This is a genomic window from Geodermatophilus sp. SYSU D00705 (assembly GCF_054050135.1).
Genome location: NZ_JBJGYT010000002.1, coordinates 147,787 through 173,023, shown reverse-complemented (window position 1 = coordinate 173,023; position 25,237 = coordinate 147,787). Strand labels below are relative to the sequence as shown.

Genomic DNA, 25,237 nt, shown 5'->3' with positions numbered 1-25,237 from the left:
GGCGCTGTCTGCGCCCCGGCTCGAAGGCGGCCGGGCCCCGGCACAGGGGCCGGGCACCGGCCCCTCTGGTCGACGAACGCTGTCGCACCAACCGGGCCTCCCGTGGACGACGAGGTGAGCTCGTCGTCCACCGCGGACGTTAGGCCCGGGAGGTGACAGGAACGTGTCGAAACGGCGTCGTGTCACCCTGACGAGGCACCACGCGCACCAGCCGCATCAGCGCGACCGGCGGGGGCGGACGGCGACCAGCGCCCAGGTCAGCGGGACCAGCAGCACCGGCCACTGCAGCCGGAGATCGCCCACCCACCACAGGCCGCCGACCAGGAGGACCGCCAGCCAGCCCGCCGTCCACAGGCCCAGGTCGCGGGCCTCCTCGGGGTCGTGGGACGCCATGCGATCAGGCGGCACGCAGCTCGGCGGTGACGGCGGCCGGGGTCAGCGGCTCGTCCAGCAGCCGCACGAACCGGTCGGCCACGCGCTGGCCCGCCGGCCGCGCGTCCAGCCACGACGAGAGCAGGTCGAAGCCCTCGACGTAGGTGGTGATGTAGGCCCGCCACAGCGGGTGGGTGAGGAAGCGCAGCTGCTGGCGCGCCCGGTCGGCGCTCACCAGCGACCAGCGCTGCAGGTACGCCACGACCTCGTCGGCGTCGGCGCCCCGGTCGTGCAGCAGGGCGGCGGCGTCCTGGCGCACCCGGTTCAGCGGGGCGGCCGCGGCCGCGACCCGCTCGGCGAGGTGCCCGTCGAGGCGGAGCCCCAGGTCGCCGAGCACCTCGGCGGCCCAGGGCCCCCAGCCCTCGCCGATCGAGGCCTGCACCCCGAGGTCGGCCAGCCCCTCGGCCATCAGGCACTCCGGGGTGTTGACCAGGAAGACGGTGTGCTCCACCCGGTCGGCCCGCTCGACCAGCCCCTGCTCCTTGCGGCAGTGCTCGGTGTGGTGGCCCGGGTAGGACTCGTGGGCGACCAGGTGCGGCAGCTGGCCCAGGCGGTGCGGCAGGTCGGCGTTGATCGCCACGCGGGAGCGGTAGTCCCCCTCGTAGTAGTTGAAGCCCGACCACGGCTTGTCGGTGACCACCTCGTACCGGACCGTCTCGGCCTCGGGCAGCCCGTACTCCCCGCGGACCTCGTCGCGCAGCGCGCTGGACAGCGCGTGCACCGCCTCGGCCAGCCGCTCGGGCGGGCACTCCTCGCGACGCCGGTACGCCGCGTACCGCTCGGCGAGGGTCCCGCTGCCGGGCAGCAGGGCGTCGAGCTCGGCGTGGGCGGCGGCGTAGGCCGCGGGGTCGCCGAGGGTGAGCTCGACCTGGAAGTAGCTGGCCACCTCGTCGAGGAAGGCCACCGGCTCGCCGCTCATCTTCCGGGCGCTGCACTCCAGGCCGACCAGCTGGCCGCGCAGGAACTCCGCCCGGTCCGCCGGGAGGCCGGAGGCACCCAGCTCCCCCAGCAGCGCGCGGGCCTGGTCGCGCAGGGCCTGCGGGGTGGGCGCCGGCTCGTCGTCCACCGCGGCCCGGACGCGCGGGTCGCCGGTGTAGGCGTCGACGAAGCCGGACTCCAGCCGGTCGAACCGCAGCCCGAGCTCCACGTAGGCCTGGGGGACGTCCAGAGGTCGGGCCGCCATGAGCAGGGAGTTTCTCAGCTGCCGAACCGACGGTGCCGCGCGGCGTAGGCACGCAGGGCGCGGAGGAAGTCCACCCGCCGGAAGTCGGGCCAGTAGACGTCGGTGAAGTGGAACTCCGAGTGCGCGGTCTGCCAGAGCAGGAAGCCCGACAGCCGCTGCTCGCCGCTGGTGCGGATGACCAGGTCGGGGTCGGGCTGGCCGCGGGTGTAGAGGTGCTCGGCGATGTGCTCGACGTCGAGCACGCCGACGAGCTCGTCCAGCGACGTCCCGCGCTCGGCGTGCTCGGCCAGCAGCGAGCGGACGGCGTCGGCGATCTCGCGCCGTCCGCCGTACCCGACGGCGAGGTTGACCGTCGCCCCCGGCCGGTCGCGCGTGGTCTCCTCCGCCTGCTTGAGGACGGCGACGGTCTCGGCCGGGAGGAGCTCCAGGGCCCCGACCGGGCGCAGCTGCCAGCGCCGGTCGGGCGCGGCGAGGTCCTCTGCGACGCCCTCGATGATCCGCAGCAGCGGGACGAGCTCGGGCTCGGGCCGGGACAGGTTGTCGGTGGAGAGCAGGAAGAGCGTGACCACCTCGACGCCCGCCTCGTCGCACCAGCCGAGGAAGGCGGCGATCTTGTCGGCTCCGCGCCGGTGGCCGGCGTTGGGGTCCTCCAGCCCGATGGCCCGCGCCCAGCGGCGGTTGCCGTCGACGATCACCCCGACGTGGCGGGGGATGTCGGCGCCCACCAGGGCCCGGGCCAGCCGGCGCTCGTAGATCTCGGTGAGGACGTCACGCACCCACTGCCGAACCCCCACGAGGCGTCACCCTAGGCCCCTCGCCCGGGCGCTCCGGGCACCCGTCAGCGACCTGCACGAAAGGCCCCCGGGAGCTTCGGGCAGCTCACGTGCGCGCCCCTGCGGGTCCACCTACGGCTGCGTAACCTCGGGTCATGAGCGCTCTCCCCGACAACCGTGAACCGGTGCGGATCGAGGCGGACGGCGCCGAGTTGCAGGCCCCCCGCGGCCAGGCCGTGAGCGCCGTCCTCGAGGAGGGCGAGCGCGTCGAGCAGACCTGGACGGCGGCGGACTTCGCCGACGACGACTGGGACCACCCCGACACCCGCCCGCGGCTGCGCGGCTGGCTGCACCTGTTCGCCTTCTTCGGAGCGATCGTGGCGGGAGCCGTGCTGGTGCCCCTGGCCGCGGTCCTCGGCGCCCGCTCGGGGTTCTCGGTGGCCCTCTACTGCCTGACCATCTGCGGCCTGTTCGGCATCAGCGCGCTGTACCACCGGCGCCGCTGGTCACCGCGCGGCTGGAAGATCATGAAGCGGCTCGACCACTCGATGATCTTCCTGTTCATCGCGGGCACGTACACGCCCTTCGCCCTGCTGGCCGTCGACCAGCCGACGGGGTACTGGATCCTCGCCGGGGTCTGGGCCGGTGCGCTCGCCGGGGTGTTCCTCAAGCTGAGCTGGCCGACCGCGCCGCGCTGGGTGGGGGTGCCGCTCTACCTCGGCCTCGGCTGGGTGGCCGTGTTCATCCTCACCGACATCCTGCACATCGCCGGCGTGACCTCGCTGGTGCTGCTGGCGGTCGGCGGCCTGCTCTACACGGCCGGCGGCGTCACCTACGCGATCAAGAAGCCGAACCCGTGGCCCGGGGTGTTCGGCTACCACGAGGTCTTCCACGCGATGACGATCGTGGCCGCGATCTGCCACTACATCGCCGTCTACTTCGCCCTCTACAACAGTCCGTTCGTCTGAGCGGGGGTCCGGAGGACCCCCCGAAGACGAACGGGACGTGAGCCGAGGCGGAACCCGCGGCGTGAGCCGCGGTCCGGCGGAGCGGGAGCCCGGAGGGCTCCCCGACGTCGGACGGGGCCGGCTCGACGCCACCGGGGCACGGCACCTGGTCGCGGTGCGGTCCGGAGGACCGCCATGTCACCGGGGACCCCTCCGGGGCCCCGGCTCAGCTGAACGGTGGCCGCTCGTCCACCCGTACACTGAGCCGGCCCGCCGTCCGCCAGGCGCGGGCCACGAGGTCGCGGTCGGCGTCGGTGACCAGATTGCCCATCACCCGCAGCGCGACGGTCATGAGCGCCCGTGACCGCATCCCCACCGGCCCGGCGGCGGGCAGGAACCGCGGCACGGTGAGCAGGCCGGCCAGCCGGCGGGCGATGGAGAACGCCTCCCCGTAGTGCCGCCGCAGGGACGCCGGCCAGGCCGCCGTCCAGTCGTCCTCGTCGAGCAGCCCGGCGACGCTACGGCCGGTCTCGAGGCCGTAGTCGATGCCCTCGCCGTTGAGCGGGTTCACGCAGCCGGCGGCGTCACCGATCAGCGCCCAGTTCCGCCCGGCGACGTTCGACACCGCCCCGCCCATCGGCAGCAGCGCCGAGGCCGGTGCCTCCACGGGCCCGTCGAGCCGCCAGTCGTCCCGGCGGGCGTCGGCGTAGGTCTCCAGCAGCGCCTTGAGCTGCACCCCGGCCGGCCGGCGGGCGGTGGCGAGGGTGCCGACGCCGATGTTGACCTGCCCCGAGGCCGCCCCGAGCGGGAACACCCAGCCGTAGCCGGAGAGCAACTCCCCCTCGGCCCCCCGCAGCTCCAGGTGGGAGGAGATCCACTCGTCGTCCGCCCGCGCGGACCGCACGTAGCCGCGCGCGGCGACGCCGTAGGCGGTCCCCCGGTGCCACTCGCGGCCGAGCACCCGGCCCAGCGGCGAACGAGCGCCGTCGGCGACGACGAGCCGGCGGCAGCCCACGGTCACCGTGTCGTCGCCGACCTCGAAGACCACCCCGGTCACCCGGTCGCCGTCCCGCTCGACGTCGACGGCACGCGCCCCCTCCAGCGGGGTCGCGCCGTCGTCCAGCGCCACCCGGCGGATCCGCGCGTCGAGCTCGGTGCGGGGCACCGCGCTGCCGTGGGCCGGGAACTCCCCGCCGGGCCAGGGCAGCTGCCACTCCCGGCCGAACCCCGCGGCGCGCAGGCCGCGGTTGCGGGCGTGGCCGCGGGCCCAGTCGCCGAGGCCGAGGCGGTCGAGCTCGGCCATGGCGCGCGGGGTGAGGCCGTCCCCGCAGGTCTTGTCGCGGGGGAAGACCGCGGCGTCGGCGAGCACCACGTCGTGCCCGGCCCGCGCCGCCCAGGCCGCGGCGGCGGCGCCCGCGGGGCCCGCTCCGACGACCAGGACGTCGGTCGCGGTCGGGGCGGCGGCGTCGGCGGTCACCCGGCCAGTGTCCCTGGTCGGGGCCACCGGCCGGTGCAGCGCTCAGCCGAACAGCGGGAAGCGGTCGGCCGCCGTCCCGAGCGCCGCCCGGTCCGCCGCGTCCAGCGGCTCGCGTCCGGTGCCGCGCCGGGCCGCGGTGGCGTCGTCCCACGCGGCCGGCAGGGGGCCGCCCAGCAACCCCTCCAGCACGCGGCGGACCTCCGCGAGCGGCGCCGCGGCCGGCCCCGGCCGGTCCAGGTGCAGGACCAGGTCGAGGTGGTGGACGGCGGCCTCGACGACGAGCGTGGACAGCAGCTCCCCGGCAGTCAGCACCTGGCCCTGCGTGCACACGCGGTCGGTCGGGGCCACCCTGCCCGCGGCCACGACCACGGCGGCCGCGGTCTCGGCGTACAGCTCCCCGAGGTCGGCCGACGGCGCCATGAGGCTGGCCACGGCGCGGGTGCGCCGCAGCTCGACCTCGTCGCCCGGCCCCGGCGGGCGCCACCCCCGCCAGTAGCTGACCGCGTCCGTGTCGGCAGGCCCGCCGGTGGGGCTGTTGAGGGCCACGAGCGCCCGGCGGGCGTCCGCGAGCAGGTGCCACGCGAGGTCGCCGACCACCCAGCCCGTGCAGCCGGTCGGCGTCCACGCCCGGCCGGCCGCGGTCAGGTGGCGCACCTCCTCCGCGAGGTCGGTGTAGGCGGTGCGCAGCAGGTCGACCGGGTCGGGCACCGGGCCAGCCTGGCAGAGCTCACTCGGTGCGGGGACCGCGCGCGCGGACCTCCTCCACCGCGGCCATCGCGTCGCGGAGCTCGGCCAGCCACGCCTCGGCGTGCTCGCCCACGAGGCGGACCGCCCAGACCAGCGCCTCGGAGCGCGACCGGGCGACCCCCGCGTCGACGAGCGTGTCGAGCACGAGGCGCTCCGGCTGCCGCAGCCGGGTCATCACCGGCACCGACAGGTTGGTGAACAGCTCGCGGGCGTCGCCGCAGGCCGCGCCCCAGGCCACCGAGCGGCCGTAGCGGGCCTGCGCGGCATCGGCGATCGCCATCCGCTGCTCGCGGGTCTCCTCGCGGAAGCGGGCGATCCGGCCGGCGCGGGCGGCCGCCGCGTCGCCCTCGCCCGGGGCCGGCTCGGGCAGCGTGCCGACGACGGTGATCTCGTCGCGGTCGACGGTCAGCTCCACCGGCCCGGTGAACCAGCCGTCGGGCAGCCGGCCGGTGAACCACCCGGCCACCTCGGTGCGCTCCACGGGGGGCGGCGCTTCGGGCCCGCGGCCACGGCCGCCGGGACCCCGCCCGCGGAAGCCACGCATGAAGGGGTTGGGTGAGTCGGAGAAGCGGGAGTGGTGTCCGTGCACGACGACCTCCAGGCGCGTCTGTGATTACACGCTTGCAGCGTAAGCCGCGGTGTCGTGATCAGGAAGGTGCGAGGGCTGCGCTCAGAGCGGACACGTCGGTCACCGGTGCGGTGCACACGAAGCCCCGGCAGACGTAGGCCGCCGGCCTCCCCTCCACCAGCGGCCGGCCGGCCAGGAGCGGCACACCCGGTGCGCCCGGCTCGCCGGCGACGACGACCGCGCCGGGGCTGGTCGCCGCGCGCGCCGCCGCCTCCAGCGCATCCCGGGCCGGACCCGCCGGGCCGCTGACCGCGACCTCCACCGGACCGGCCAGCAGCGCCTCGCCCACGGCAGCGGCCCACCCGGCCGCGCGCGGCGCCCGGGTGACCAGGGGTGCGAGGGAACCGACGGCCGCCTCACCCAGCTCCCGGTGCCGCGGCGACCCGGTCAGCGCGGCGTAGGTGACGAGGGCGCCGGCCGCCGCCGCCATCCCCGCCGGGGTGGGGCCGTCGGCGGGGTCGAACGGCCGGTGCACGAGCGCCTCGGCGTCGGCGGCGGTGTCGTGCCAGCCCTCGACGTCGATGAACTGCTCGGCGACGACGTCGAGCAGGTCTCCGGCGAGCTCCAGCCAGCGCCCCTCCCCCGTCGCCTGGTGCAGCGCGAGCAGCCCCTCGGCGAGGTCCGCGTAGTCCTCGAGCACACCGGCGGGGGCGCCGGCGACGCCGTCCCGCGAGGCCCGCCGCAGCCGCCCGTCGACCCAGTGCACATCGGCGAGCAGTCCGGCCGCGCGGCGGGCGGCGGCGACGGAGCTCCCGTCGCCGGTCAGGACGCCGTGGTCGGCCAGCGCGGCGATCGCCAGCCCGTTCCACGCGGTCACCACCTTGTCGTCGCGGGCCGGCTGCGGACGGCGGGCACGCGCCGCAGCCAGCCGGTCACGCACCGAGGCCAGCCGGGCGGTGTCCTCGGGGTCCCGGAGCAGCTGCAGGGTCGACGTCCCGTGCTCGAACGTGCCGTGCGCGGTCACCTCGAACACCCCGGCGGCCCACCGGCCGTCGTCCTCGCCGAGGACGTCGACGAGCTGGGCGGGGGTCCAGACGTAGGTGAGCCCCTCGACGCCCTCGGTGTCGGCGTCCAGCGCGGAGGCGAAGCCGCCGTCGGCGGTGCCCAGGTCACGGACCAGGAAGGCGGCCGTCGCGTCGGCGACCTCGCGGGCCCAGGACTCCCCCGTCGCCCGCCACAGGTGCACGTACGCCCGCAGCAGCAGCGCGTTGTCGTAGAGCATCTTCTCGAAGTGCGGCACGATCCACCGCTCGTCGACGGAGTACCGGGCGAAGCCGCCCGCGAGCTGGTCGTGGATGCCGCCGCGGGCCATGGCCTCGAGCGTGCCGCGGGCCATGCGCAGCGCCTCGGCGTCCCCGGTGCGGGCGGAGTGACGGAGCAGGAACTCCAGCACCATGGACGGCGGGAACTTCGGCGCCCCGCCGAAGCCGCCCCACCGCTCGTCGTAGCTGTCGGCCAGGGCGGTCACGGCGGCGTCGAGGTCCGCGGCCGACAGCGGGGCGGGCGGGCCGAGTTCCAGGCGCGCGGAGATCGCCTCGACGATCCGGGCGCTCGCCGACTCCAGCTCCTCCCGCCGGGTGCGCCAGGCGTCGGTGACCGCGGCGAGCACCTGCCGGAAGGCGGGCATGCCGCCCGCCGGCCGCGGCGGGAAGTAGGTGCCGCAGTAGAACGGCCGCCCGTCGGGCGTCGTGAACACCGTCATCGGCCAGCCGCCGGAGCCGGTCAGCGCCTGGGTGGCGGTCATGTAGACGCCGTCGACGTCCGGCCGCTCCTCGCGGTCGACCTTCACGCAGACGAAGTCGGCGTTCATCTGCGCCGCGGTCGCGTCGTCCTCGAACGACTCGTGCGCCATGACGTGGCACCAGTGACAGGCGGCGTAGCCGACCGAGACCAGCACCGGGACGTCGCGCTCGCGGGCCTCGGCGAACGCCTCGTCCCCCCACTCGCGCCAGTCGACCGGGTTCTCCGCGTGCTGCAGCAGGTACGGGCTCGTCGCACGGGCGAGACGGTTCGGCATGCCCCTCCCCTTCCCTCCCCGGTGCGCGCGCGAACGGGCCCCGGGATCCGGGTCGGCCCTCATGTGGACCGGGTCACGCAACTGACTCTCCGCCTCGTGCACGACGGACAGGTCCTCGTTGAACGCCGGATCGACCCGCCACGGCAGGTCGAGGTCCGGTCGGCCGGACGCTGGTGGCCCGGCGTGCAGCACGCGTGGCGCATGTACGACGACAGCACCGGCTGGCGCGCGGCGGTCCGGTCCACCGCCACCGGCCCGGGCGGTCGGCAGGACGCGCGGGACGCGGGCCTGCCGCGCGAGCGCATCCGCGAGCGGATCCCCCGGCGTCCGGCCTGGAAGGCCCTCGTCCGGCGCCGCCCGTAGCGGCCGGACACGCTCCACCGCCGTCGTCACCGAGAGCACACCTTGCCCGACGAGGCGAGCAGGCGCGCCGGATCATGGTGGAACTGTGACCATGCGACCGGGATGGGTTCGTCGAGAGCAGACGCCGACGACTCTGGTGCCCGTTCGGCGCGTCGGCGGATTCTCACGACGGGGCACACACCACCTGGAGGTCGCCATGACCCGCTCCCGGATCCTCGTCACCCTCGTCTCCGCGCTGGCCGCCCTGGGCCTCGTCGCACCCGCCTCGGCCAGCGCCGCGCCCTACTGCGGCATCACCTGGGGCTCAGGGGCGAAGACGCTGAACCCGTACCAACCGGGCGGCGACCTCGTCCAGGACGTCCGCGCCGGTCAGCACACCTGCTACGACCGGGTGGTGGTCGACGTCGCCGAGGTCGACCACTTCGACTCCTACGACATCCGCTACGTACCCGTGGTGCGGCGGGACGGCAGCGGCGAAGCGGTCGACCTCCGCGGCGGCGCCGCGCTGCAGGTGACCTTCGGCGCCGTCGGCTACGACGACGCGGGGCGGGCGACCTACTCGCCGGCCGACCCGCTCGAGGCGGCCGACGTGGCGGGGTTCCGCACGCTGCGCCAGGTGGCCTGGCTGGGCTCGTTCGAGGGCCAGTCGGAGGTCGGCGTCGGCACGCGGGCGCGGCTGCCGTTCCGCGCGTTCATCCTCGAGGGCGGCTCCAGCCGCGTCGACCGGCTCGTGATCGACGTCGCGCACCGCTGGTAGGTCCGCGCGACGGCCGGCCGGTCAGCCCCGCGGGGCCTCCGGCCGGCCGTCGTCGTCCCGGCGCGGCGGCTCGATGGCCAGGGGCGCCCGGCGCAGGGTGTCCAGCAGCTCCTGACCCGGCTCGGTGCGCTCCTCGAGCAGCTCGGCCGGGGTGTCGGGGACGGCGACCCGCGGGCCGTCGTCCGCGGGGTCGAAGCTGCGGGGCAGCCGCTTGAGGTGCCGGCTCATCGACTTCACCAGCAGCGCGGTGGCGATGAGCAGCAGCACGATCAACAGCAACCCGAGCGGGCCGGACTTGCCGACGTCGGAGGGCAGCTGGTCGTCGTTGGCGGCGAGCACGACGGTGACGAGCGCGGCGTTCATCGAACGGTCACCTCACTGCGGACGCCGGCGAACAGGTCGTCCTCGGGCACGGGTGAGTCGACGACCGACCGGGCCAGCTCGTAGTCCTCGGTCGGCCACACCTTCTGCTGGACCTCCAGCGGGCAGGCGAACCAGCGGCCGTTGGGGTCGATCTGGGTGGCGTGCGCGATGAGTGCGGCGTCCCGCACGGCGAACTGTTCCGCGCAGTGCACCCGGGTGGTGACCCGGTGGGACATGTCGCGGTCCGGGTCCCAGTTCTCCAGCCACTCGGCGTAGGGCGACTCGTGGCCAGAGGCGATGATGGCCTCGTGCAGCGCCCGCGTGCGGGGCAGCGTGAAGCTCATGTGGTAGTAGAGCTTCAGCGGCTGCCACGGCTCTCCCAGCTCGGGGTACCGGTCCGGGTCCCCGGCTGCGTCGAACGCGTGCACGGAGATCTCGTGGGTCTTGATGTGGTCCGGGTGCGGGTAGCCGCCCCGCTCGTCGTAGGTCGTGATGACGTGCGGCTTGAACCGGCGGATGAGCTCCACCAGCGGCGCCGCGGCCTCCTCCGTGGGCACCAGCGCGAAGCAGCCCTCCGGCAGCGGCGGCAGCGGGTCGCCCTCGGGCAGCCCGGAGTCGACGAAGCCGAGGAACTCCTGCTCGACGCCGAGGATCTCCCGCGCCCGGTCCATCTCCTCGACCCGGATCTGCGGCAACCGCTCCCAGACCTCCGGCCGGTCGAGCGCCGGGTTGAGCACGGAGCCGCGCTCGCCCCCGGTGCAGGTGGCCACCATCACGCGGACGCCCTCCGCGACGTACTTCGCCATCGTCGCGGCGCCCTTGCTCGACTCGTCGTCGGGATGGGCGTGCACGGCGAGCAGGCGCAACGGGTCTGCTTCGGTCACCGGGACATCATCCCCCGTCCGGAGGGGGCCCCGCCGCTCCCGGACCCACCGATCGGGTGGACGTGGTGCTCGTCACCTGCCGAGACGGTACCGTTCCGCTTCCCGTCGGTGTGCGGAGGAACACCCCGCCGTCCGACGGTGTTACGTTGACCGTTCTGAACGCGGCCGTTCCCCTGACGGGGGGCGGCCACCGACATTTTCAGGAGCAGCGCCGTGTCCACCCCGACTGACGAGCAGCACCAGGGCGTCTGGTTGACCCAGGAGGCCCACGACCGGCTGAAGGCCGAGCTCGACCAGCTGGTGGCGGGCCGTCCGGCGATGGCCGCCGAGATCAACGCCCGCCGCGAGGAGGGCGACCTCCGGGAGAACGGCGGGTACCACGCCGCCAAGGACGAGCAGGGCAAGCAGGAGGCCCGCATCCGCCAGCTGACCGACCTGCTGCGCACCGCGAAGGTCGGCGCCGCGCCGACGACGGCCACCCATGCCGCGACCGGCACCGTCATCACCATCCGCTTCCAGGGCGACGACGAGACCGAGAAGTTCCTCCTCGGCTCCCGGGAGATCGCCGGCACCACGGGGCTGCAGGTCTACTCGCCCGAGTCCGCCCTCGGGTCGGCCATCCTCGGCGCCGCGCCGGGGACGACGGTGACCTACCAGGCGCCCAACGGCCGGGACATCACCGTCGAGGTCGTCGCGGTCGAGCCCTTCGTCCCCTGACCGGGGCTCCGCCGTGACCCGCCCCGCCCGCTCCCGGCGGGCGGAGAACACCGGGTTCGCCTGCGTGCACTGCGGCTGCCCGGTGCCGGCCAACACCGACGGGCACTACCGCAACCACTGCCCCGTGTGCCTGTGGTCGCTGCACGTCGACGACCTCCCCGGCGACCGCGCGAGCGAGTGCCGGGCGCCCATGGAGCCGATCGGCCTGGTGGAGAAGTCGGGCAAGGGCTGGCAGGTGGTCCACCGCTGCACCGCGTGCGGCCACCGCCAGCCCAACCGGCTGGTCCGCGAGGGCGACGGCCCCGACGACCTCGACGTCGTCCTCGGGCTGCCCTGGTTGTGAGCCCCTGACGCGGGCGGAGTGTCACGGCGCGGGAACGCCTGTGACACTCTGCCCGCGTCGTCGCTCAGGTCGTCTTCAGCAGCCCGCGGCGGCGCAGCAGCGGCGTCGGGTCGGCGTCCCGGCCCCGGACGGCGCGGAAGGCCTCCATCGGGTCGACCGACCCGCCGACCGACAGCAGCCGCTCCCGGAAGACGTCGCCGTTCTCCCGGCGCAGGCCCCCGTTCTCGCGGAACCACTCCACGGTGTCGGCGTCGAGCACCTCCGACCAGATGTAGGAGTAGTAGCCGGCCGCGTAGCCCCCGGCGAACACGTGCTGGAAGTACGTGGTCCGGTACCGCGGGGGCACCAGGTCGTAGGCGACGCCGGCGGCCTCCAGCGCCGCCCGCTCGAACTCCCCGGGGTCGCCGACCTCGGTCTCCGGGGTGATCCGGTGCCAGGCCTGGTCGAGCAGGGTCGCGGCGAGGTACTCCAGGGTCGCGAAGCCCTCACCCCACAGCCGGGCCGCCTCGATCGCCTCGACGACGTCGGCCGGCAGGGGCTCGCCGGTCTCGACGTGCCGGGCGTAGCCGCCGAGCACCTCGGGCCACAGCGCCCACATCTCGTTGACCTGGCTGGGGAACTCCACGAAGTCCCGGGGGACGGCGGTGCCGGCGAAGCGCGGGTAGGTGACCGAGGAGCTCAGCCCGTGCAGCGTGTGCCCGAACTCGTGGAACAGCGTGTCGACCTCGTCGAGGGTGAGCAGGGTCGGGCGGCCGTCGGCAGCGCGGGTGACGTTGAGGTTGTTCACGACCACCGGCCGCGTGCCGAGCAGCCGCGACTGGGTGACGAAGGAGCTCATCCACGCCCCGCCGCGCTTGCCCTCGCGGGCGTAGAAGTCGCCGAGGTAGAGACCGATGGTCTGCCCGTCGGCGTCGGTGACCTCCCAGACCCGGACGTCGGGGTGGTAGCCGACGAGGTCCGCGCGCGGGGTGAACCGGTAGCCGTAGAGCAGTTCGGCGGCGCGGAAGACGCCGTCGACCAGGACACGGTCCAGCTCGAACCACGGCCGCAACGCCGAGGTGTCGACGGCGTAGCGCTCGGCCCGGACCCGCTCGCTGTAGAAGGCCCAGTCCCACGGCGCGAGGTCGGTCACCCCGTCGCGGGCGGCGACCTCGGCGAGCGCGGCCGCCTCCGCCTGCGCGTTGGCCAGTGAGGGACCCACCATCGAGGCGAGCATCGCATCGACGGCCTCGGTGGTCCGCGCGGTCGAGTCGGCGAGCACCAGGTCGGCGTGGGTGGCGAAGCCGAGCAGGCGGGCCCGCTCGGCGCGCAGCAATGCGATCCGCGCCGCGACGGGGCCGTTGTCGTGCTCGCCGGCCGAGGCGCGGGCCACCGACGCCTCGAAGACCCGCTGCCGCAGCGACCGGTTGCGCAGCTTGGCGAGCACCGGCTGACCGGTGGGCAGCAGCAGCGGGAGCAGGAAGCCGTCGACGCCGCGGTCGGCGGCGGCCCGGGCCGCCGCCGCGACCTCCTCGTCGCCGAGTCCGTCGAGCTCGTCGGCGTCGGACACCACGACCGCGGCGGCCTCGGTGGCCAGCTGCAGGTTCTGCCCGAACGTCGTCGACAGGGCCGAGAGCTCCTGGTTGAGCTCCGACAGCTTCGCCCGCCCGGCGTCGTCGAGCCGGGCGCCGGCGAGCACGAAGTCCAGGTGGTAGCGCTCGACGAGCCGCACCGCCTCGGCGTCGAGCCCGGCCTCGTGCCGGCCGGCGTGGACGGCGTCGATGCGGGCGAACAGCGCCGGGTCCAGCCGCAGCGCGTCGGCGTGCGCCGACTCCAGCGGCGCGAGCTCGCGCTCGATCTCCCGCAGCTGGTCGGAGGACACCGACGACGCCAGGTTGTGGAACACCGCCCCGGCCCGGCGGTACAGCCGGCCGGAGCGCTCCAGCGCCACCACGGTGTCCTCGAAGGTCGGCGCCCCGGCGGACGCGACGATCGCGGCGACCTCGGCCCGCTGCTCGGCCATGCCCGCCAGCAGCGCCTCGCGGCAGTGCTCCAGGGTGATCGCCGCGAACGGCGGCAGCTGCAACGGCAGCTCGGACGGCTCGAGCAGCGGGTTGTCGGCGGACGGGACGGCGGTGGCGGTGGTCTCGGTGGCGCTCATCGCCGCCCACTGTGTCACTGAGCTCCCACCGGACCGCACCGCGGGCAGGTGCCGTCTCCGGCTGCGCGGAGCCCCTGCCCGCGACAGCCCGCGAGTCGGGACGGCGGCTCGCCCCGGGGACCCCGACGCGAGCCGCTCCCCGTCAGCGGCTGGCGGTGCGCATGTAGGCCCGGACCGACAGCGGCACGAACACCGCCAGGATCACGACCGTCCAGATCAGCGTGTACAGCACCGGGTTCTGCAGGGACCAGGCGTCGGGGACCGGCGTCCCCGGCACGGTGTTGCCGAAGAGGTCGCGGGCGGCCTGCACCACCGCCGACACCGGGTTCCACTCCGCGAAGGTGCGCAGCACCGGCGGGAAGGTCTCCAGCGGCACGAAGGTGTTGGCGATGAAGGTCAACGGGAAGATCACGATGAAGCTCGCGTTGTTGACCACCTCGGGCGTGCGGACCAGCAGCCCGACCAGCGCCATGAGCCAGGAGATGCCGAAGGCGAAGACCAGGAGGACGAGGAAGCCGCCGAGCGCCTCCAGCACCGAGGTGTGGATGCGCCACCCGACCACCAGACCGGTCAGCGCCATCACCGCGATGGAGATGACGTTGAGCCCGAGGTCGGCGACCGTGCGCCCCACCAGGACCGACGAGCGCGACATGGGCAGCGACCGGAACCGGTCGATCAGCCCCTTCTGCAGGTCCTCCGCGAGACTGGCCCCCGTGATGGTGCTGCCGAAGACCACGGTCTGGGCGAAGATGCCCGGCAGCAGGAACTCCGCGTAGCTGACCCCGCCGGGCACCTGGATCGCGCCGCCGAACACGTAGCGGAACAACAGCACGAACATGATCGGCGACAGCGTCGCGAACACGAGCAGGTCGGGCACGCGCTTGACCTTGATCAGGTTGCGCCGGGTGATGGTGGCACTGTCGGCCAGCGTCTGCGCGAGCGTGCTGCTCATCGGGCACCTCCCCCGGCGCGCACCGGCGTCCGGTCTCCGGCACCGGCGTCGCCGTCCGGGCCGCTGGTCGTCTCCTCGGCCGCGTGGCCGGTGAGGGTGAGGAACACGTCGTCGAGGTCGGGACGACGCAGCCCGATGTCGAGCACCTGCACCGCTGTGCCCGCCAACAGCCGCAGCGCCTCGGCGAGGTCGTCGGTGCCGCCGCTGACCGGCAGCGAGAGCCGGCGGGTCGACTCGTCCAGCCGCGGCTCGTCGACCGCGAGCGGGCGCAGCAGGCCGGCCGCCTCCTTGAGGTCCCCGGCGTCGCCGACGGTCAGCTCCAGCCGCTGGCCGCCGACCTGCGCCTTCAGCTCGTCGGCGGTGCCGCGGGCGATCACCCGGCCGTGGTCGATGACCACCATCCGGTCGGCCAGCCGGTCGGCCTCCTCCAGGTACTGCGTGGTCAGCAGGATGGTCGTCCCGCCACCGGCGAGGTCGGCGATGAACTCCCACATCGACAGCCGGCTGCGCGGGTCCAGGCCCGTGGTCGGCTCGTCGAGGAACAGCACCCGCGGGCGGGCGATCAGCGAGGCGGCGATGTCCAGCCGGCGGCGCATGCCGCCGGAGTAGGTCTTGGCCGGGCGGTCGGCCGCAGCGGTCAGGTCGAACCGCTCCAGCAGCTCCCCCGCGCGCGACCGGGCCTCACGCCGGCCGAGCCGGTACAGCCGGCCCACCATCTCCAGGTTCTCGAACCCGGTGAGGTACTCGTCGACGGCGGCGTACTGGCCGGTCAGCCCGATGCAGGCGCGCACCGCGTCGGCCTCGTGCACGACGTCGAGGCCGACCACCTCCGCCCGCCCGGCGTCCGCGCGCAACAGCGTGGTGAGGATGCGCACCACCGTCGTCTTGCCCGCGCCGTTCGGACCGAGGAGCCCGAGGACGGAGCCCTCGGCCACGGTCAGGTCCACCCCGTCGAGCGCCGTCGTCGCGCCGAAGCGCTTCACCAGCCCCTCGACGACAATCGCGTCGGTCATGCTCGGAACGCTAGGACGGGGCACCGACGGTTCCCGACTGGTTTTCCGGCCCGGGGGTCCCGGTCCACTGACGGCTGGTCCACGTCGCTCCCTCGTCCACGACCCCGCCAGGTGCGGGGCACGCAGTGGAGACGGCGGCGACGGCCGGAACTCGTCGCTCAGCCGGTGGTCACCGCGTAGCCGGCGCGGTCCAGGCGGGCGAGGACCTCCCGCGCGTGCTCGGGGCCGCGGGTCTCCAGGACGACGAAGACCTCCACCTCGCCGAGGTCCAGGCGGGTCGCCGTCCGCTCGTGCTCGACCTCCAGCACGTTGGCGCCGACGTCGGCCAGTTCGGTGAGCACCGCCGCGAGCGACCCGGGCCGGTCGGGGACCCGCAGCCGCAGCCGCAGGTAGCGGCCGGCCGCGGCCATGCCGTGCTGCACGACCTTGAGCAGCAGGACCGGGTCGATGTTGCCGCCGGAGACGACGGCGACGACCGGCGGTGCGAACGCCGCCGGGTCGGCCAGGACGGCGGCCACCGCCGCGGCGCCCGCCGGCTCGACGACGAGCTTGGCCCGCTCCAGGCAGAACAGCAGGGCGCGGGAGAGGTCCTCCTCGGTGACCGTGCGCACCTCGTCGACCAGGTCGCGGACGTGCGCGAGGGTCAGCTCACCCGGCGCGCCGACGGCGATGCCGTCGGCCATCGTCGCCATCCCCTGGAGCGCGACCGGGTGCCCGGCGGCCAGGGAGCCGGGGAACGCCGCGGCCTCCGCGGCCTGGACGGCGACCACCCGGACGTCGGGACGGCGGTCCTTGACCGCGGCCGCCACCCCGGAGACCAGGCCGCCGCCGCCGGTGCACACCACGACCGTGGCGACGTCGGGGCACTGGTCGAGCACCTCGAGCCCGACCGTGCCCTGCCCGGCGATGACGTCGGGGTGGTCGAACGGGTGGATGAAGACCGCACCCGTGCGCTCCGCGTGCTGGACGGCCGCGGCCATGGCCTCGGTGAGGTCGTGCCCCACCAGCCGCGCGTCGGCGCCGTACCCGCGGGTCGCGGCGACCTTCGGCAGCGGGGCGGACTCCGGCATGAACACCGTGGCCCGGATGCCGAGCAGCTGCGCGGCCAGCGCCACCCCCTGGGCGTGGTTGCCCGCGCTGGCGGCGACGACCCCGCGGGCCTGCTCCTCGGCGGTCAGCCGGGCCAGCCGCGTGTACGCGCCGCGGATCTTGAACGAGCCCGTGCGCTGCAGGTTCTCGCACTTGAGCCACACCGGCCCGCCCACCCGCTCGGCCAGCGCCCGGGAGTGCTCCAGCGGCGTGTGGCGCACGACGCCGCCGAGCAGCGCCGCCGCGGCGGCGACGTCAGCCCCGGCGAGCAGGGGCACCTCGTCCGCGACCATGCCCGGATCCTCCCAGGCAGGAGTGCCGGCGAGCGTCCCCGGACGGGTGCCGAGGGTCGCACCCTCGTCGTACCGTGTCGGGGGTGACGGACCCTGGCGCCTTCGCCTCCGCTCCCCCCGCTCCCACGACCCTGGGCGAGCTCCGCGACAGCGGGGCCGCCTTCCGGCCGGTCAAGGCCGAGATCCGCGCCAACCTGCTCGCCCGGCTCGGTGCCGGCGAGCCCAGCCTGCCGGGCATGGTGGGCTTCGAGGACACCGTCGTCCCCGAGGTCGAGCGGGCCCTCATCGCGGGCCACGACCTCGTCCTGCTCGGCGAGCGCGGCCAGGGCAAGACCCGGCTGATCCGCACGCTGGTCGGTCTGCTCGACGAGTGGACGCCGGTGCTGGCCGGAAGCGAGCTCAACGAGCACCCGCTGCACCCGATCAGCGTCTGGGCGCACCGGCAGATCGCCGAGCACGGCGACGCCACGCCCGTCGGCTGGCTGCACCGCGGCGAGCGCTTCGGCGAGAAGCTGGCCACGCCCGACACCAGCGTCGGCGACCTGATCGGCGACGTCGACCCGATCAAGGTCGCCGAGGGCCGCACCCTCGGCGACCCGGAGACGGTGCACTACGGCCTGGTGCCGCGCACCAACCGCGGCATCTTCAGCGTCAACGAGCTGCCCGACCTCGCCGAGCGCATCCAGGTCGCGCTGCTGAACGTGCTGGAGGAGCGCGACATCCAGATCCGCGGCTACCGGGTGCGGCTGCCGCTGGACCTCCTGCTGGTGGCCAGCGCCAACCCCGAGGACTACACCAACCGCGGGCGGATCATCACCCCGCTCAAGGACCGCTTCGGCGCCGAGGTCCGCACCCACTACCCGATCGAGCTCGCCGACGAGATCCGGCTGCTGCACCAGGAGGCGCACACCAGCTGGCTGGGTGCGGTGGCCGGCGACGGGCACTTCGACACCCCGGTCGTCCCCGAGCACCTGGCCGAGATCATCGCCCGGTTCACCCGGCTGGTCCGCGAGTCCAGCCACGTCGACCAGCGCTCCGGGGTCAGCGCACGGTTCGCGATCGCGGGCCTGGAGACCGTCGCCGCCTCCGCCGTCCGCCGCGCCGCGGTCGCCGGGGAGACGCGGCCGGTGGCCCGGGTGGTCGACCTGCCCAGCGTCGTCCCGGCCAGCCGCGGCAAGGTCGAGTTCGCCGACTCCGGGGCCGACCCGGACGACGAGCGGGAGCTGGAGATCCTCGAGCACCTGCTGCGCCAGGCGACCGCGCAGACCTTCCGCGCCCGCTGCGCCGGCCTGGACCTGACCGGCCTGCAGGAGCACTTCACCGGCGGGGAGACCGTCGAGTCCGGCGAGCTGGTGCCGGCCGCGGCGCTGCTGGGCCAGCTCGGCACCATCCCCAAGCTCGCCGAGCTGCTGGGCCGGCTCGGCGTGCCGGAGGGCGAGCAGTCGGCCGAGCAGGCCGCCGCCGCGGTGGAGTTCGCCCTCGAGGGGCTGTACCTCACCCGCCGGCTGGCCAAGGACACCGACGGCACCCGCACGGTGTACGGGGCCTGACATGGTGAGGCGGCCCGGGAAGGGCTACCGGTACGGGCGCTGGCGGGGCGGGCCCGACCCGCTGGCCCCGCCCTACGACCTCGGCAGCGCCGTCGACGAGATCGGCGACTCCGTGCTCGGCGGCAGCGGGGTGCGCGAGGCGCTGCGCGAGCTGCTGCGGCGCGGCATGGACGGCCGCCGCGGTCTCGACGAGCTGCGCCGGTCGGTGCGCGAGCGGCTGCGCCAGGCCCGCACCGCCGGGCGGATGGACGGCACGCTCCAGGAGGTCCGCGAGCTGCTGGACCGGGCCGTCGAGGCCGAGCGGCGGGAGCTGTTCCCGGACCCGGACGACGCGGCGCGGCTGGCCGAGTCCGAGCTCGACGCCCTCCCGGAGGACACCGCCGGCGCGGTCCGGGCGCTCAAGGACTACGCGTGGCGGTCGGACGAGGCGCGCCAGGCCTACGAGCAGATCCAGGACCTGCTGCGCCGGGAGGTGCTCGACAGCTCCTTCGCCTCGATGAAGCAGGCGCTGGAGAACGCCACCGAGCAGGACATGCAGGCGGTCAAGGACATGGTCGCCGACCTCTCGCAGCTCATCGACGCGCACAACCGCGGCGAGGACACCGACGAGCGGTTCGAGCAGTTCATGCAGAAGCACGGCCAGTTCTTCCCGGACGACCCGCAGTCGGTCGAGGAGCTCATCGACTCCCTCGCCCGCCGGGCCGCCGCGCAGGAGCGGATGATGGCCGGTCTCTCGCCGGAGCAGCGGGCCGAGCTGGCCGACCTCATGGCCCAGACGATGGCCGACATGGGCCTGGCCAGCGAGATGGCGCACCTGCAGGACGCCCTGCGCCAGGCGCGCCCCGACCTGCCGTGGGGCCAGCGCGGCCAGGTGCCCGACGGCGAGCAGTCCCTGGGCCTCGGCGACGCGACCAGCGCCGTGGCCGAGCTCGCCGACCTGGAGTCGCTGTCCAACCAGCTCTCCCAGGGCTACGCCGGCGCCTCGCTGTCCGACGTCGACGAGGAGCTGCTGGAGCGGGCGCTGGGCCGGCCGGCCGTCGACGACCTCGCCGCCCTGCGCCAGATGGAGCGCGAGCTGGAGCGGCAGGGCTACCTCAACCGCTCCGACGGCAAGCTCGAGCTCTCCCCCAAGGCGGTCCGCCGGCTGGGGGCGACCGCGCTGCGGCGGGTGTTCGCCAAGCTCGACGCCACCGGCCGGGGCGAGCACGACGTCACCGACGCGGGCTCGGCCGGGGAGCTCACCGGCAGCTCACGGGAGTGGCGGTTCGGCGACGAGCAGCCGCTGGACGTCGTCCGGACGGTGAAGAACGCCGTCCTGCGCACCGCACACGAGCCGCACGTCGAGGGCCGGCGCGCCGTCCGCATCGCCGTCGAGGACTTCGAGGTCGTCGAGACCGAGCGGCGCACCGGCGCGGCGGTGGCCCTGCTGGTCGACCTCTCCTACTCGATGGCGCTGCGCGGCACGTGGGGCGCGGCCAAGTCGACGGCGATGGCGCTGCACTCGCTGGTCACGACCCGCTTCCCGCAGGACGCGATCCAGATCATCGGGTTCTCCTCCACCGCGCAGGTGCTGCGGCCGGAGACCCTCGCGGAGCTGTCGGTGGACACGCTGCAGGGCACCAACCTGCAGCACGGGCTGATGCTGGCCCGGCGGTTCCTCGCCCGGCACCGGGACGCCGAGCCGGTGGTCCTGGTGGTCACCGACGGGGAGCCCACCGCCCACCTGGAGGACGACGGCACGCCGTTCTTCTGCTGGCCGCCGATGCCCGAGACGATCGCCCGCACCGTCGCCGAGGTGGAGCGGGTGGCGCGGTCCGGCGCGACGATGAACGTGTTCGCCCTCGACCCCGAGCCGGGGCTGGTGCACTTCGTCCACGACATCACCCAGCGGGCCGGCGGGCGGGTGTTCACCCCCGACAGCGAGCGGCTCGGCGAGTACGTCGTCGCCGACTACCTGCGCACCCGCCGGGGCCGTCGGGCACGCTGAAGGAGGACCCCTCTGCCCCCCACCACTCGCAAGCCCGCGTCGGGACCCTGCAGAGGGGCCGCCGGCCACCGGCAGACTGCGCCGGTGACCGCCGAACCGAGTGCGCCGACCACCGAGCCGAGCGGCGTGGCGATCGAGCAGGTCGGCGTCGACGTCGTCCTGCCGCTGCGCAGCACCGTCCTGCGCGGCGGCGGCCCGGCCGGCATGCCGGGGGACGACGACCCGGCGACGGTCCACCTGGCCGCCCGCGACGCCGACGGCCGAGTGGTGGGCGTGGCCCGGCTGGGGCCGGCGCCCTGCCCGTGGCGGCCGCACGCCGGTGCCCCGTGGCAGCTGCGGGGCATGGCGACCGATCCGGCGGTGCGCGGGGCAGGCGTCGGCCGGGCGCTGGTCGAGGCCTCGCTCGCCCTGGTGGCCGAGCGGGGCGGGGACCTGCTGTGGTGCGACGCGCGGACCACGGCCGCGGGCTTCTACGAGCGCCACGGCTTCACGGTGGTCGCCGGCCCCTACGACAAGCCCGGCATCGGGCCGCACCTGGGGATGCTGCGGGAGCCGGCCGGGCGCTGAGTTCCGCGGCCGGCGGGGGGTCTGCACCGGCACGACCGAGTACGTGACCGTCCCGTTCACGGCCGACGCCGCCGCCCCCATCGTCGGCGCGCTGGCCACCGCCGAGCGTGCGGTGGTGCCCGGCAGTGGGCACCGCTGGCGGGCGGCCGACCTCGCCGGCTACCTGCCCGGACGGGTCAACGGCGTACCGGTTGCGCCCCGCTCGAGCTGATCCCCGGGATCGCCCCGGCACGGAAGGCGTCGACGAACAGCCGGTGGTCGCGCTGGGTGGCCCGGGCGTAGGAGTGCGCGAAGTCGACGAGGTCCGCGGTGAACTCCTCCCGACGGTCGCCGACCAGGGCGGTGATCGCGTCCTCGGTCTGGAACGGCACCAGCGTGTGGTCGCTGTCGGCGTCCCCGACGCAGTGCATCTTCGCCGTGGCCCGGCCCAGCTGGGCCATCACCGGGGCGATCTCCTCGGGCTCGGTGAGGTCGTCCCAGTCCAGGTCCACCTCGTAGGGCGAGAGCTCCTGGACGACGAACCCGACGCCGTCGATCTCGGTGTGTCCGAGGAACTGCGAGGCGTTGGCCTGCAGTGCCCGCTGCGAGATCGCCGTCCGGTGCCCCTCGTGCTCGAAGAAGCCGCGGATCCCCGGGTCGCGCACGATCCGGCTGGGCGCCGGGACGTTGCCCTGCTTGAGCGAGAGGACGACGTCGTTCTCCAGCGCCTGGTCGTAGCCCTCGATCAGCACGTTGTAGGCCGGCAGCCCGGCGCTGCCGATGCCGAACCCGCCGGTGGCGATCACGTCCTTCACGTCGAAGGCGACGTCGCGGCGGCGGCGCGGGGGGAAGACGGTCCCGCGGTAGCGCTCCAGCGCGGCCAGCACCCGTTCCCGCTCGTCGCCGTCCAGCCGGCGGTTGCGCGGCCCCTCGGCGAACCGCCGCTCGTAGCGCTCGACGACGGTCATCCGGTCCAGCAGCGCCAGCCGGCTGCGCGCGCTGGTCTGCATGATCACGTCGTGCACCGCGCCCTCGGTGTTCTCCCGCACCAGCGCGAAGGACTTGTCGTCGTCGAGCCGGGTGAAGGCCGCCACCTGGTCCAGGTAGGCGCCGAGGTAGCCGCGCAGCAGGTCGGCGATGACGTCGTCGCCGAGCGCCTTGCGCCAGGCCAGCAGGGCGAAGCTGGCGGCGAACCGGCGCAGGTCCCAGCTGACGTGGCCCAGGTAGGCCTCGTCGAAGTCGTTGACGTCGAAGACGATGCGCCCGCCGCCGTCCATGTAGGTGCCGAAGTTCTCCGCGTGCAGGTCGCCCTGGATCCACACCCGGCCGGTGCGCTCGTCGCTCCAGCGGTCCTCCAGCTGCGCCATGTCGGCGTAGAAGAGACAGGCGCTGCCCCGGTAGAACGCGAACGGGTCGGCGGCCATCTTGCGGAACTTGGTGCGGAACGCGTCGGCGTCGGCGGTCATCAGCTCGGAGAAGGCGTCGACCAGCACGTCGACGATCACCTGACTGCGTTCACCGTCCGTTGGTCCCGCGGTGACCCCTGCGGGGGAATCTGTCACGGGGCGACCGTAGGCGGCGGTTAACCTGCGGGACAGAGATCCACGCAGCTGGGGAGGTCGGACGGCGGTGACTCGAGCGAGCACGGCATGGCGGCTGGCCACCGGCGCCGCCTACGGCAGCGGCGGGGTGGGTCTGGCCGGGGCGGCGATGGTGGCCCTCCTCCGCGCGCAGGCCCGGTCCGCCCGGCGTCGCGTGGAGTCGCGGACGTCGAAGGGCGACCCGCCGTCGGGCAACGGCATCTACGGCCGGGGCCGGGGCAAGCCGATCGTGCTGGCCGTCCTGGGCGACTCCAGCGCCGTGGGGCTCGGCGTGGAGCGTTCCGCGGAGACCCCCGGCGTCCTGCTCGCCGCCGCCCTTGCCGAGCTGGCCGAGCGGCCGGTGCGGCTGGTGCGGCTCGCGGTCTCCGGCGCGGAGTCGTGGGAGCTCGAGGAGCAGGTCGACAAGGCGCTGGTCGAGCACCCCGACGTCGTGATGATCATGATCGGTGCCAACGACGTGACCAGCCGCACCCGGCCGTCGGTCTCGGTCCGCCACCTGCGCGACGCCGTCCACCGGCTGGTCGAGGGCGGCGCGGAGGTCGTCGTCGGCACCTGCCCCGACCTCGGCACCATCCGCCCCATCGCGCAGCCGCTGCGCCTGCTGGCCCGCCGCTGGAGCCGGCAACTGGCCGCCGCGCAGACCATCGCCGTGGTCGAGGCCGGCGGTCGCACCGTGTCGCTCGGGTCGGTGCTGGGCCCGACGTTCGCCAAGGACCGCGGCCTGTTCAGCGTCGACGAGTTCCACCCGAGCGCCGCCGGGTACGCCGCGGCGGCCGCCGTCCTGCTGCCCTCGGTGGCCGACGCCCTCGGCGTCTGGCCGGCCACCGCCGACCGCGGGCTGCGCAACCTGCGCCGCGACACCGTCCGCCCGGTCGCCCGTGCCGCCGCGCACGCCGCCGGCCGGACCGGCACCGAGGTCCAGGCCACCGAGGTCCGCGGCTCCGAGACCGGTCCCCGCGGGCCCTGGGCACGGCTGCGCCGGCGCCGCCCGCCGGAGATCCCGACGGCCGAGCAGGCCGAGCGCGCCGAGCAGGCGACCGTCGGCTGACGCGGCCCCCAGCGGCCGTTACCGGGGAGTAGGTTCGGGGCCGACCCGACGTCCGGCGTCACCGTCGGATCCGCCTCATCGTGGAGGACCCATGCCCGAAGCCGTCATCGTCGCGACCGCCCGCTCCCCCATCGGCCGCGCTTTCAAGGGCTCGCTCAAGGACCTGCGCCCCGACGACCTCACCGCCACCATCGTGCGCGCGGCGCTGGACCAGGTGCCCGCGCTCGACGCGACCGACATCGACGACCTCATCCTCGGCTGCGGCCTGCCCGGCGGCGAGCAGGGCTACAACATGGGCCGCGTGGTGAGCGTGCTGCTCGGCATGGACCACCTGCCGGGCACCACCGTCACCCGCTACTGCTCGTCGTCGCTGCAGACCACCCGGATGGCGATGCACGCGATCAAGGCCGGCGAGGGGGACGTCTTCATCTCCGCCGGCGTGGAGATGGTGTCGCGCTTCGCCAAGGGCAGCAGCGACTCGCACCCGGACACCAAGAACCCGGTGTTCACCGACGCCGAGGCGCGGGTCGCCAAGACCGCCGAGAGCGGCGCCGACTCCTGGACCGACCCTCGGGAGAACGGCGAGATCCCCGACATCTACATCGCGATGGGTCAGACCGCCGAGAACCTGGCGCTGCTCAAGGACGTCTCCCGACAGGAGATGGACGAGTTCGCCGTCCGCAGCCAGAACCTGGCCGAGCAGGCGATCGCGAGCGGCTTCTGGGAGCGGGAGATCACCCCGGTCACGACGCCGGACGGCACCGTCGTCAGCACCGACGACGGCCCGCGGCCGGGCACCACGCTGGAGGGCATCTCCGCCCTCAAGCCGGTGTTCCGCCCCGACGGCCGGGTCACCGCCGGCAACGCGTGCCCGCTCAACGACGGCGCGGCCGCGGTCGTGGTCATGAGCGACACCAAGGCCCGTGACCTGGGCCTGACCCCGCTGGCCCGCATCGTGTCGACCGCCGTCACCGGCCTGTCGCCGGAGATCATGGGCTACGGGCCGGTCGACGCCTCCAAGCTGGCGCTGCAGCGGGCCGGCATGAGCATCGGCGACATCGACCTGGTCGAGATCAACGAGGCGTTCGCCGCGCAGGTCATCCCGAGCTACCGCGACCTGGGCATCGACATCGACCGGCTCAACGTGCACGGCGGGGCGATCGCCGTCGGCCACCCGTTCGGCATGACCGGCGCCCGCATCACCGGCACGCTGATCAACGGCCTGCGGACCGAGGACAAGACCTTCGGCCTGGAGACCATGTGCGTCGGTGGTGGCATGGGCATGGCGATGGTGCTGGAGCGGCTCTCCTGACCGGCTGACCCGACGATCATGGCGCCGTGACCACCGACGGGCTCCCGAGGTGGTCACGGCGCCATGATCGCGGCG

Annotated in this window: 25 protein-coding genes; 11 read left to right on the top strand and 14 right to left on the bottom strand. The window is 74.7% G+C overall.

Annotated features, from left to right (window positions below):
* Window positions 1-216: 216 nt before the first annotated feature.
* Genes ACI78Q_RS02285 through ACI78Q_RS02275 form a run of 3 tightly spaced genes read right to left on the bottom strand, consistent with a single transcriptional unit; the run spans window position 217 to window position 2,409 of the window.
* Window positions 217-393: a hypothetical protein gene (locus tag ACI78Q_RS02285; protein ID WP_456921694.1), complete on the bottom strand. Its 177-nt coding sequence runs from the start codon at window positions 391-393 to the stop codon at window positions 217-219.
* A 4-nt stretch (window positions 394-397) separates the two neighbouring features.
* Window positions 398-1,615 (bottom strand): DUF885 domain-containing protein, encoded by a 1,218-nt coding sequence (locus ACI78Q_RS02280; RefSeq protein ID WP_456921693.1) that lies wholly within the window; start codon window positions 1,613-1,615, stop codon window positions 398-400.
* Window positions 1,616-1,629: 14 nt separating this feature from the next.
* A complete protein-coding gene (locus ACI78Q_RS02275; protein WP_456921692.1) occupies window positions 1,630-2,409 on the bottom strand; it encodes an isoprenyl transferase in 780 nt (259 codons plus the stop codon).
* Window positions 2,410-2,543: 134 nt separating this feature from the next.
* On the opposite strand from ACI78Q_RS02275, the gene trhA reads away from it, so the two are divergent.
* Window positions 2,544-3,356 (top strand): PAQR family membrane homeostasis protein TrhA, encoded by an 813-nt coding sequence (gene trhA / locus ACI78Q_RS02270; RefSeq protein ID WP_456921691.1) that lies wholly within the window; start codon window positions 2,544-2,546, stop codon window positions 3,354-3,356.
* A gap of 205 nt (window positions 3,357-3,561) precedes the next feature.
* Here the strand turns inward: trhA and ACI78Q_RS02265 are convergent, their stop codons facing one another.
* The 4 genes from ACI78Q_RS02265 to ACI78Q_RS02250 form a co-directional block, all read right to left on the bottom strand.
* Window positions 3,562-4,812, bottom strand: a complete 1,251-nt coding sequence (locus ACI78Q_RS02265) for a geranylgeranyl reductase family protein (RefSeq protein ID WP_456921690.1) — start codon at window positions 4,810-4,812, stop codon at window positions 3,562-3,564.
* Window positions 4,813-4,854: 42 nt separating this feature from the next.
* On the bottom strand, window positions 4,855-5,520 hold the full coding sequence (locus tag ACI78Q_RS02260; RefSeq protein ID WP_456921689.1) for a maleylpyruvate isomerase N-terminal domain-containing protein: 666 nt from the start codon (window positions 5,518-5,520) through the stop codon (window positions 4,855-4,857).
* 19 nt (window positions 5,521-5,539) lie between these two features.
* A complete protein-coding gene (locus ACI78Q_RS02255) occupies window positions 5,540-6,040 on the bottom strand; it encodes a hypothetical protein (protein WP_456921688.1) in 501 nt (166 codons plus the stop codon).
* 166 nt (window positions 6,041-6,206) lie between these two features.
* Window positions 6,207-8,204: a thioredoxin domain-containing protein gene (locus tag ACI78Q_RS02250; RefSeq protein WP_456921687.1), complete on the bottom strand. Its 1,998-nt coding sequence runs from the start codon at window positions 8,202-8,204 to the stop codon at window positions 6,207-6,209.
* A gap of 96 nt (window positions 8,205-8,300) precedes the next feature.
* Between ACI78Q_RS02250 and ACI78Q_RS02245 the strand changes: the two genes are divergently transcribed.
* Together ACI78Q_RS02245 and ACI78Q_RS02240 are read left to right on the top strand one after the other, a co-directional pair.
* Window positions 8,301-8,567 carry a hypothetical protein gene (locus ACI78Q_RS02245; RefSeq protein WP_456921686.1) on the top strand — a complete coding sequence of 89 codons (267 nt, stop codon included), beginning with the start codon at window positions 8,301-8,303 and terminating at the stop codon, window positions 8,565-8,567.
* 196 nt (window positions 8,568-8,763) lie between these two features.
* Window positions 8,764-9,324, top strand: coding sequence for an AMIN-like domain-containing (lipo)protein (locus tag ACI78Q_RS02240; RefSeq protein ID WP_456921685.1), 561 nt, complete (start codon window positions 8,764-8,766; stop codon window positions 9,322-9,324).
* A 21-nt stretch (window positions 9,325-9,345) separates the two neighbouring features.
* Here ACI78Q_RS02240 and ACI78Q_RS02235 read toward each other — a convergent pair whose 3' ends face one another.
* Window positions 9,346-9,687, bottom strand: coding sequence for a hypothetical protein (locus ACI78Q_RS02235; protein WP_456921684.1), 342 nt, complete (start codon window positions 9,685-9,687; stop codon window positions 9,346-9,348).
* Window positions 9,684-10,571, bottom strand: coding sequence for a mycothiol conjugate amidase Mca (mca, locus tag ACI78Q_RS02230; protein WP_456921683.1), 888 nt, complete (start codon window positions 10,569-10,571; stop codon window positions 9,684-9,686). Before mca ends, ACI78Q_RS02235 begins: the two co-directional genes overlap by 4 nt.
* A gap of 213 nt (window positions 10,572-10,784) precedes the next feature.
* Between mca and greA the strand changes: the two genes are divergently transcribed.
* A complete protein-coding gene (greA, locus tag ACI78Q_RS02225) occupies window positions 10,785-11,288 on the top strand; it encodes a transcription elongation factor GreA (RefSeq protein WP_456921682.1) in 504 nt (167 codons plus the stop codon).
* A 13-nt stretch (window positions 11,289-11,301) separates the two neighbouring features.
* A complete protein-coding gene (locus ACI78Q_RS02220) occupies window positions 11,302-11,631 on the top strand; it encodes an RNHCP domain-containing protein (protein WP_456921681.1) in 330 nt (109 codons plus the stop codon).
* A 64-nt stretch (window positions 11,632-11,695) separates the two neighbouring features.
* On the opposite strand, the gene ACI78Q_RS02215 is transcribed toward ACI78Q_RS02220, so the two are convergent.
* The 4 genes from ACI78Q_RS02215 to ilvA form a co-directional block, all read right to left on the bottom strand.
* Window positions 11,696-13,771 carry a M3 family metallopeptidase gene (locus ACI78Q_RS02215; RefSeq protein WP_456921680.1) on the bottom strand — a complete coding sequence of 692 codons (2,076 nt, stop codon included), beginning with the start codon at window positions 13,769-13,771 and terminating at the stop codon, window positions 11,696-11,698.
* A gap of 142 nt (window positions 13,772-13,913) precedes the next feature.
* Window positions 13,914-14,723: an ABC transporter permease gene (locus tag ACI78Q_RS02210; RefSeq protein WP_456921679.1), complete on the bottom strand. Its 810-nt coding sequence runs from the start codon at window positions 14,721-14,723 to the stop codon at window positions 13,914-13,916.
* Complete coding sequence (locus ACI78Q_RS02205; RefSeq protein ID WP_456921678.1) at window positions 14,720-15,736, bottom strand: ATP-binding cassette domain-containing protein; 1,017 nt, start codon at window positions 15,734-15,736, stop codon at window positions 14,720-14,722. The genes ACI78Q_RS02210 and ACI78Q_RS02205 overlap by 4 nt, the downstream gene beginning before the upstream one ends.
* Before the next feature lie 158 nt (window positions 15,737-15,894).
* The gene (ilvA, locus tag ACI78Q_RS02200; RefSeq protein WP_456921677.1) at window positions 15,895-17,118 is read right to left on the bottom strand and encodes a threonine ammonia-lyase; all 1,224 of its coding nucleotides are present in this window, start codon (window positions 17,116-17,118) and stop codon (window positions 15,895-15,897) included.
* An 83-nt stretch (window positions 17,119-17,201) separates the two neighbouring features.
* On the opposite strand from ilvA, the gene ACI78Q_RS02195 reads away from it, so the two are divergent.
* The 4 genes from ACI78Q_RS02195 to ACI78Q_RS02180 all read left to right on the top strand — a co-directional run bounded on the left by ACI78Q_RS02195 (window position 17,202) and on the right by ACI78Q_RS02180 (window position 21,433).
* Window positions 17,202-18,668 (top strand): sigma 54-interacting transcriptional regulator, encoded by a 1,467-nt coding sequence (locus ACI78Q_RS02195; protein ID WP_456921676.1) that lies wholly within the window; start codon window positions 17,202-17,204, stop codon window positions 18,666-18,668.
* Between the two features lies 1 nt (window position 18,669).
* Window positions 18,670-20,655 carry a VWA domain-containing protein gene (locus tag ACI78Q_RS02190; protein WP_456921675.1) on the top strand — a complete coding sequence of 662 codons (1,986 nt, stop codon included), beginning with the start codon at window positions 18,670-18,672 and terminating at the stop codon, window positions 20,653-20,655.
* Between the two features lie 84 nt (window positions 20,656-20,739).
* A complete protein-coding gene (locus tag ACI78Q_RS02185) occupies window positions 20,740-21,222 on the top strand; it encodes a GNAT family N-acetyltransferase (protein WP_456921674.1) in 483 nt (160 codons plus the stop codon).
* 43 nt (window positions 21,223-21,265) lie between these two features.
* A complete protein-coding gene (locus ACI78Q_RS02180) occupies window positions 21,266-21,433 on the top strand; it encodes a hypothetical protein (protein WP_456921673.1) in 168 nt (55 codons plus the stop codon).
* Here the strand turns inward: ACI78Q_RS02180 and ACI78Q_RS02175 are convergent.
* Complete coding sequence (locus ACI78Q_RS02175) at window positions 21,399-22,706, bottom strand: DUF2252 domain-containing protein (protein ID WP_456921672.1); 1,308 nt, start codon at window positions 22,704-22,706, stop codon at window positions 21,399-21,401. The genes ACI78Q_RS02180 and ACI78Q_RS02175 overlap by 35 nt on opposite strands.
* 124 nt (window positions 22,707-22,830) lie before the next feature.
* Here ACI78Q_RS02175 and ACI78Q_RS02170 point away from each other — a divergent pair, with 124 nt between their 5' ends.
* On the top strand, window positions 22,831-23,850 hold the full coding sequence (locus ACI78Q_RS02170; RefSeq protein WP_456921671.1) for an SGNH/GDSL hydrolase family protein: 1,020 nt from the start codon (window positions 22,831-22,833) through the stop codon (window positions 23,848-23,850).
* A gap of 91 nt (window positions 23,851-23,941) precedes the next feature.
* Window positions 23,942-25,162, top strand: coding sequence for an acetyl-CoA C-acetyltransferase (locus ACI78Q_RS02165; protein WP_456921670.1), 1,221 nt, complete (start codon window positions 23,942-23,944; stop codon window positions 25,160-25,162).
* The last annotated feature ends 75 nt before the right edge of the window (window positions 25,163-25,237 follow it).

Coding starts and splice junctions, on each gene's coding strand:
- ACI78Q_RS02285 (WP_456921694.1), bottom strand. CDS start 393: ATGGCGTCCCACGACCCCGAGGAGGCCCGCGACCTGGGCCTGTGGACG.
- ACI78Q_RS02280 (WP_456921693.1), bottom strand. CDS start 1,615: ATGGCGGCCCGACCTCTGGACGTCCCCCAGGCCTACGTGGAGCTCGGG.
- trhA (WP_456921691.1), top strand. CDS start 2,544: ATGAGCGCTCTCCCCGACAACCGTGAACCGGTGCGGATCGAGGCGGAC.
- ACI78Q_RS02250 (WP_456921687.1), bottom strand. CDS start 8,204: ATGCCGAACCGTCTCGCCCGTGCGACGAGCCCGTACCTGCTGCAGCAC.
- ACI78Q_RS02240 (WP_456921685.1), top strand. CDS start 8,764: ATGACCCGCTCCCGGATCCTCGTCACCCTCGTCTCCGCGCTGGCCGCC.
- ACI78Q_RS02235 (WP_456921684.1), bottom strand. CDS start 9,687: ATGAACGCCGCGCTCGTCACCGTCGTGCTCGCCGCCAACGACGACCAG.
- ACI78Q_RS02215 (WP_456921680.1), bottom strand. CDS start 13,771: ATGAGCGCCACCGAGACCACCGCCACCGCCGTCCCGTCCGCCGACAAC.
- ACI78Q_RS02210 (WP_456921679.1), bottom strand. CDS start 14,723: ATGAGCAGCACGCTCGCGCAGACGCTGGCCGACAGTGCCACCATCACC.
- ACI78Q_RS02205 (WP_456921678.1), bottom strand. CDS start 15,736: ATGACCGACGCGATTGTCGTCGAGGGGCTGGTGAAGCGCTTCGGCGCG.
- ilvA (WP_456921677.1), bottom strand. CDS start 17,118: ATGGTCGCGGACGAGGTGCCCCTGCTCGCCGGGGCTGACGTCGCCGCC.
- ACI78Q_RS02190 (WP_456921675.1), top strand. CDS start 18,670: ATGGTGAGGCGGCCCGGGAAGGGCTACCGGTACGGGCGCTGGCGGGGC.
- ACI78Q_RS02165 (WP_456921670.1), top strand. CDS start 23,942: ATGCCCGAAGCCGTCATCGTCGCGACCGCCCGCTCCCCCATCGGCCGC.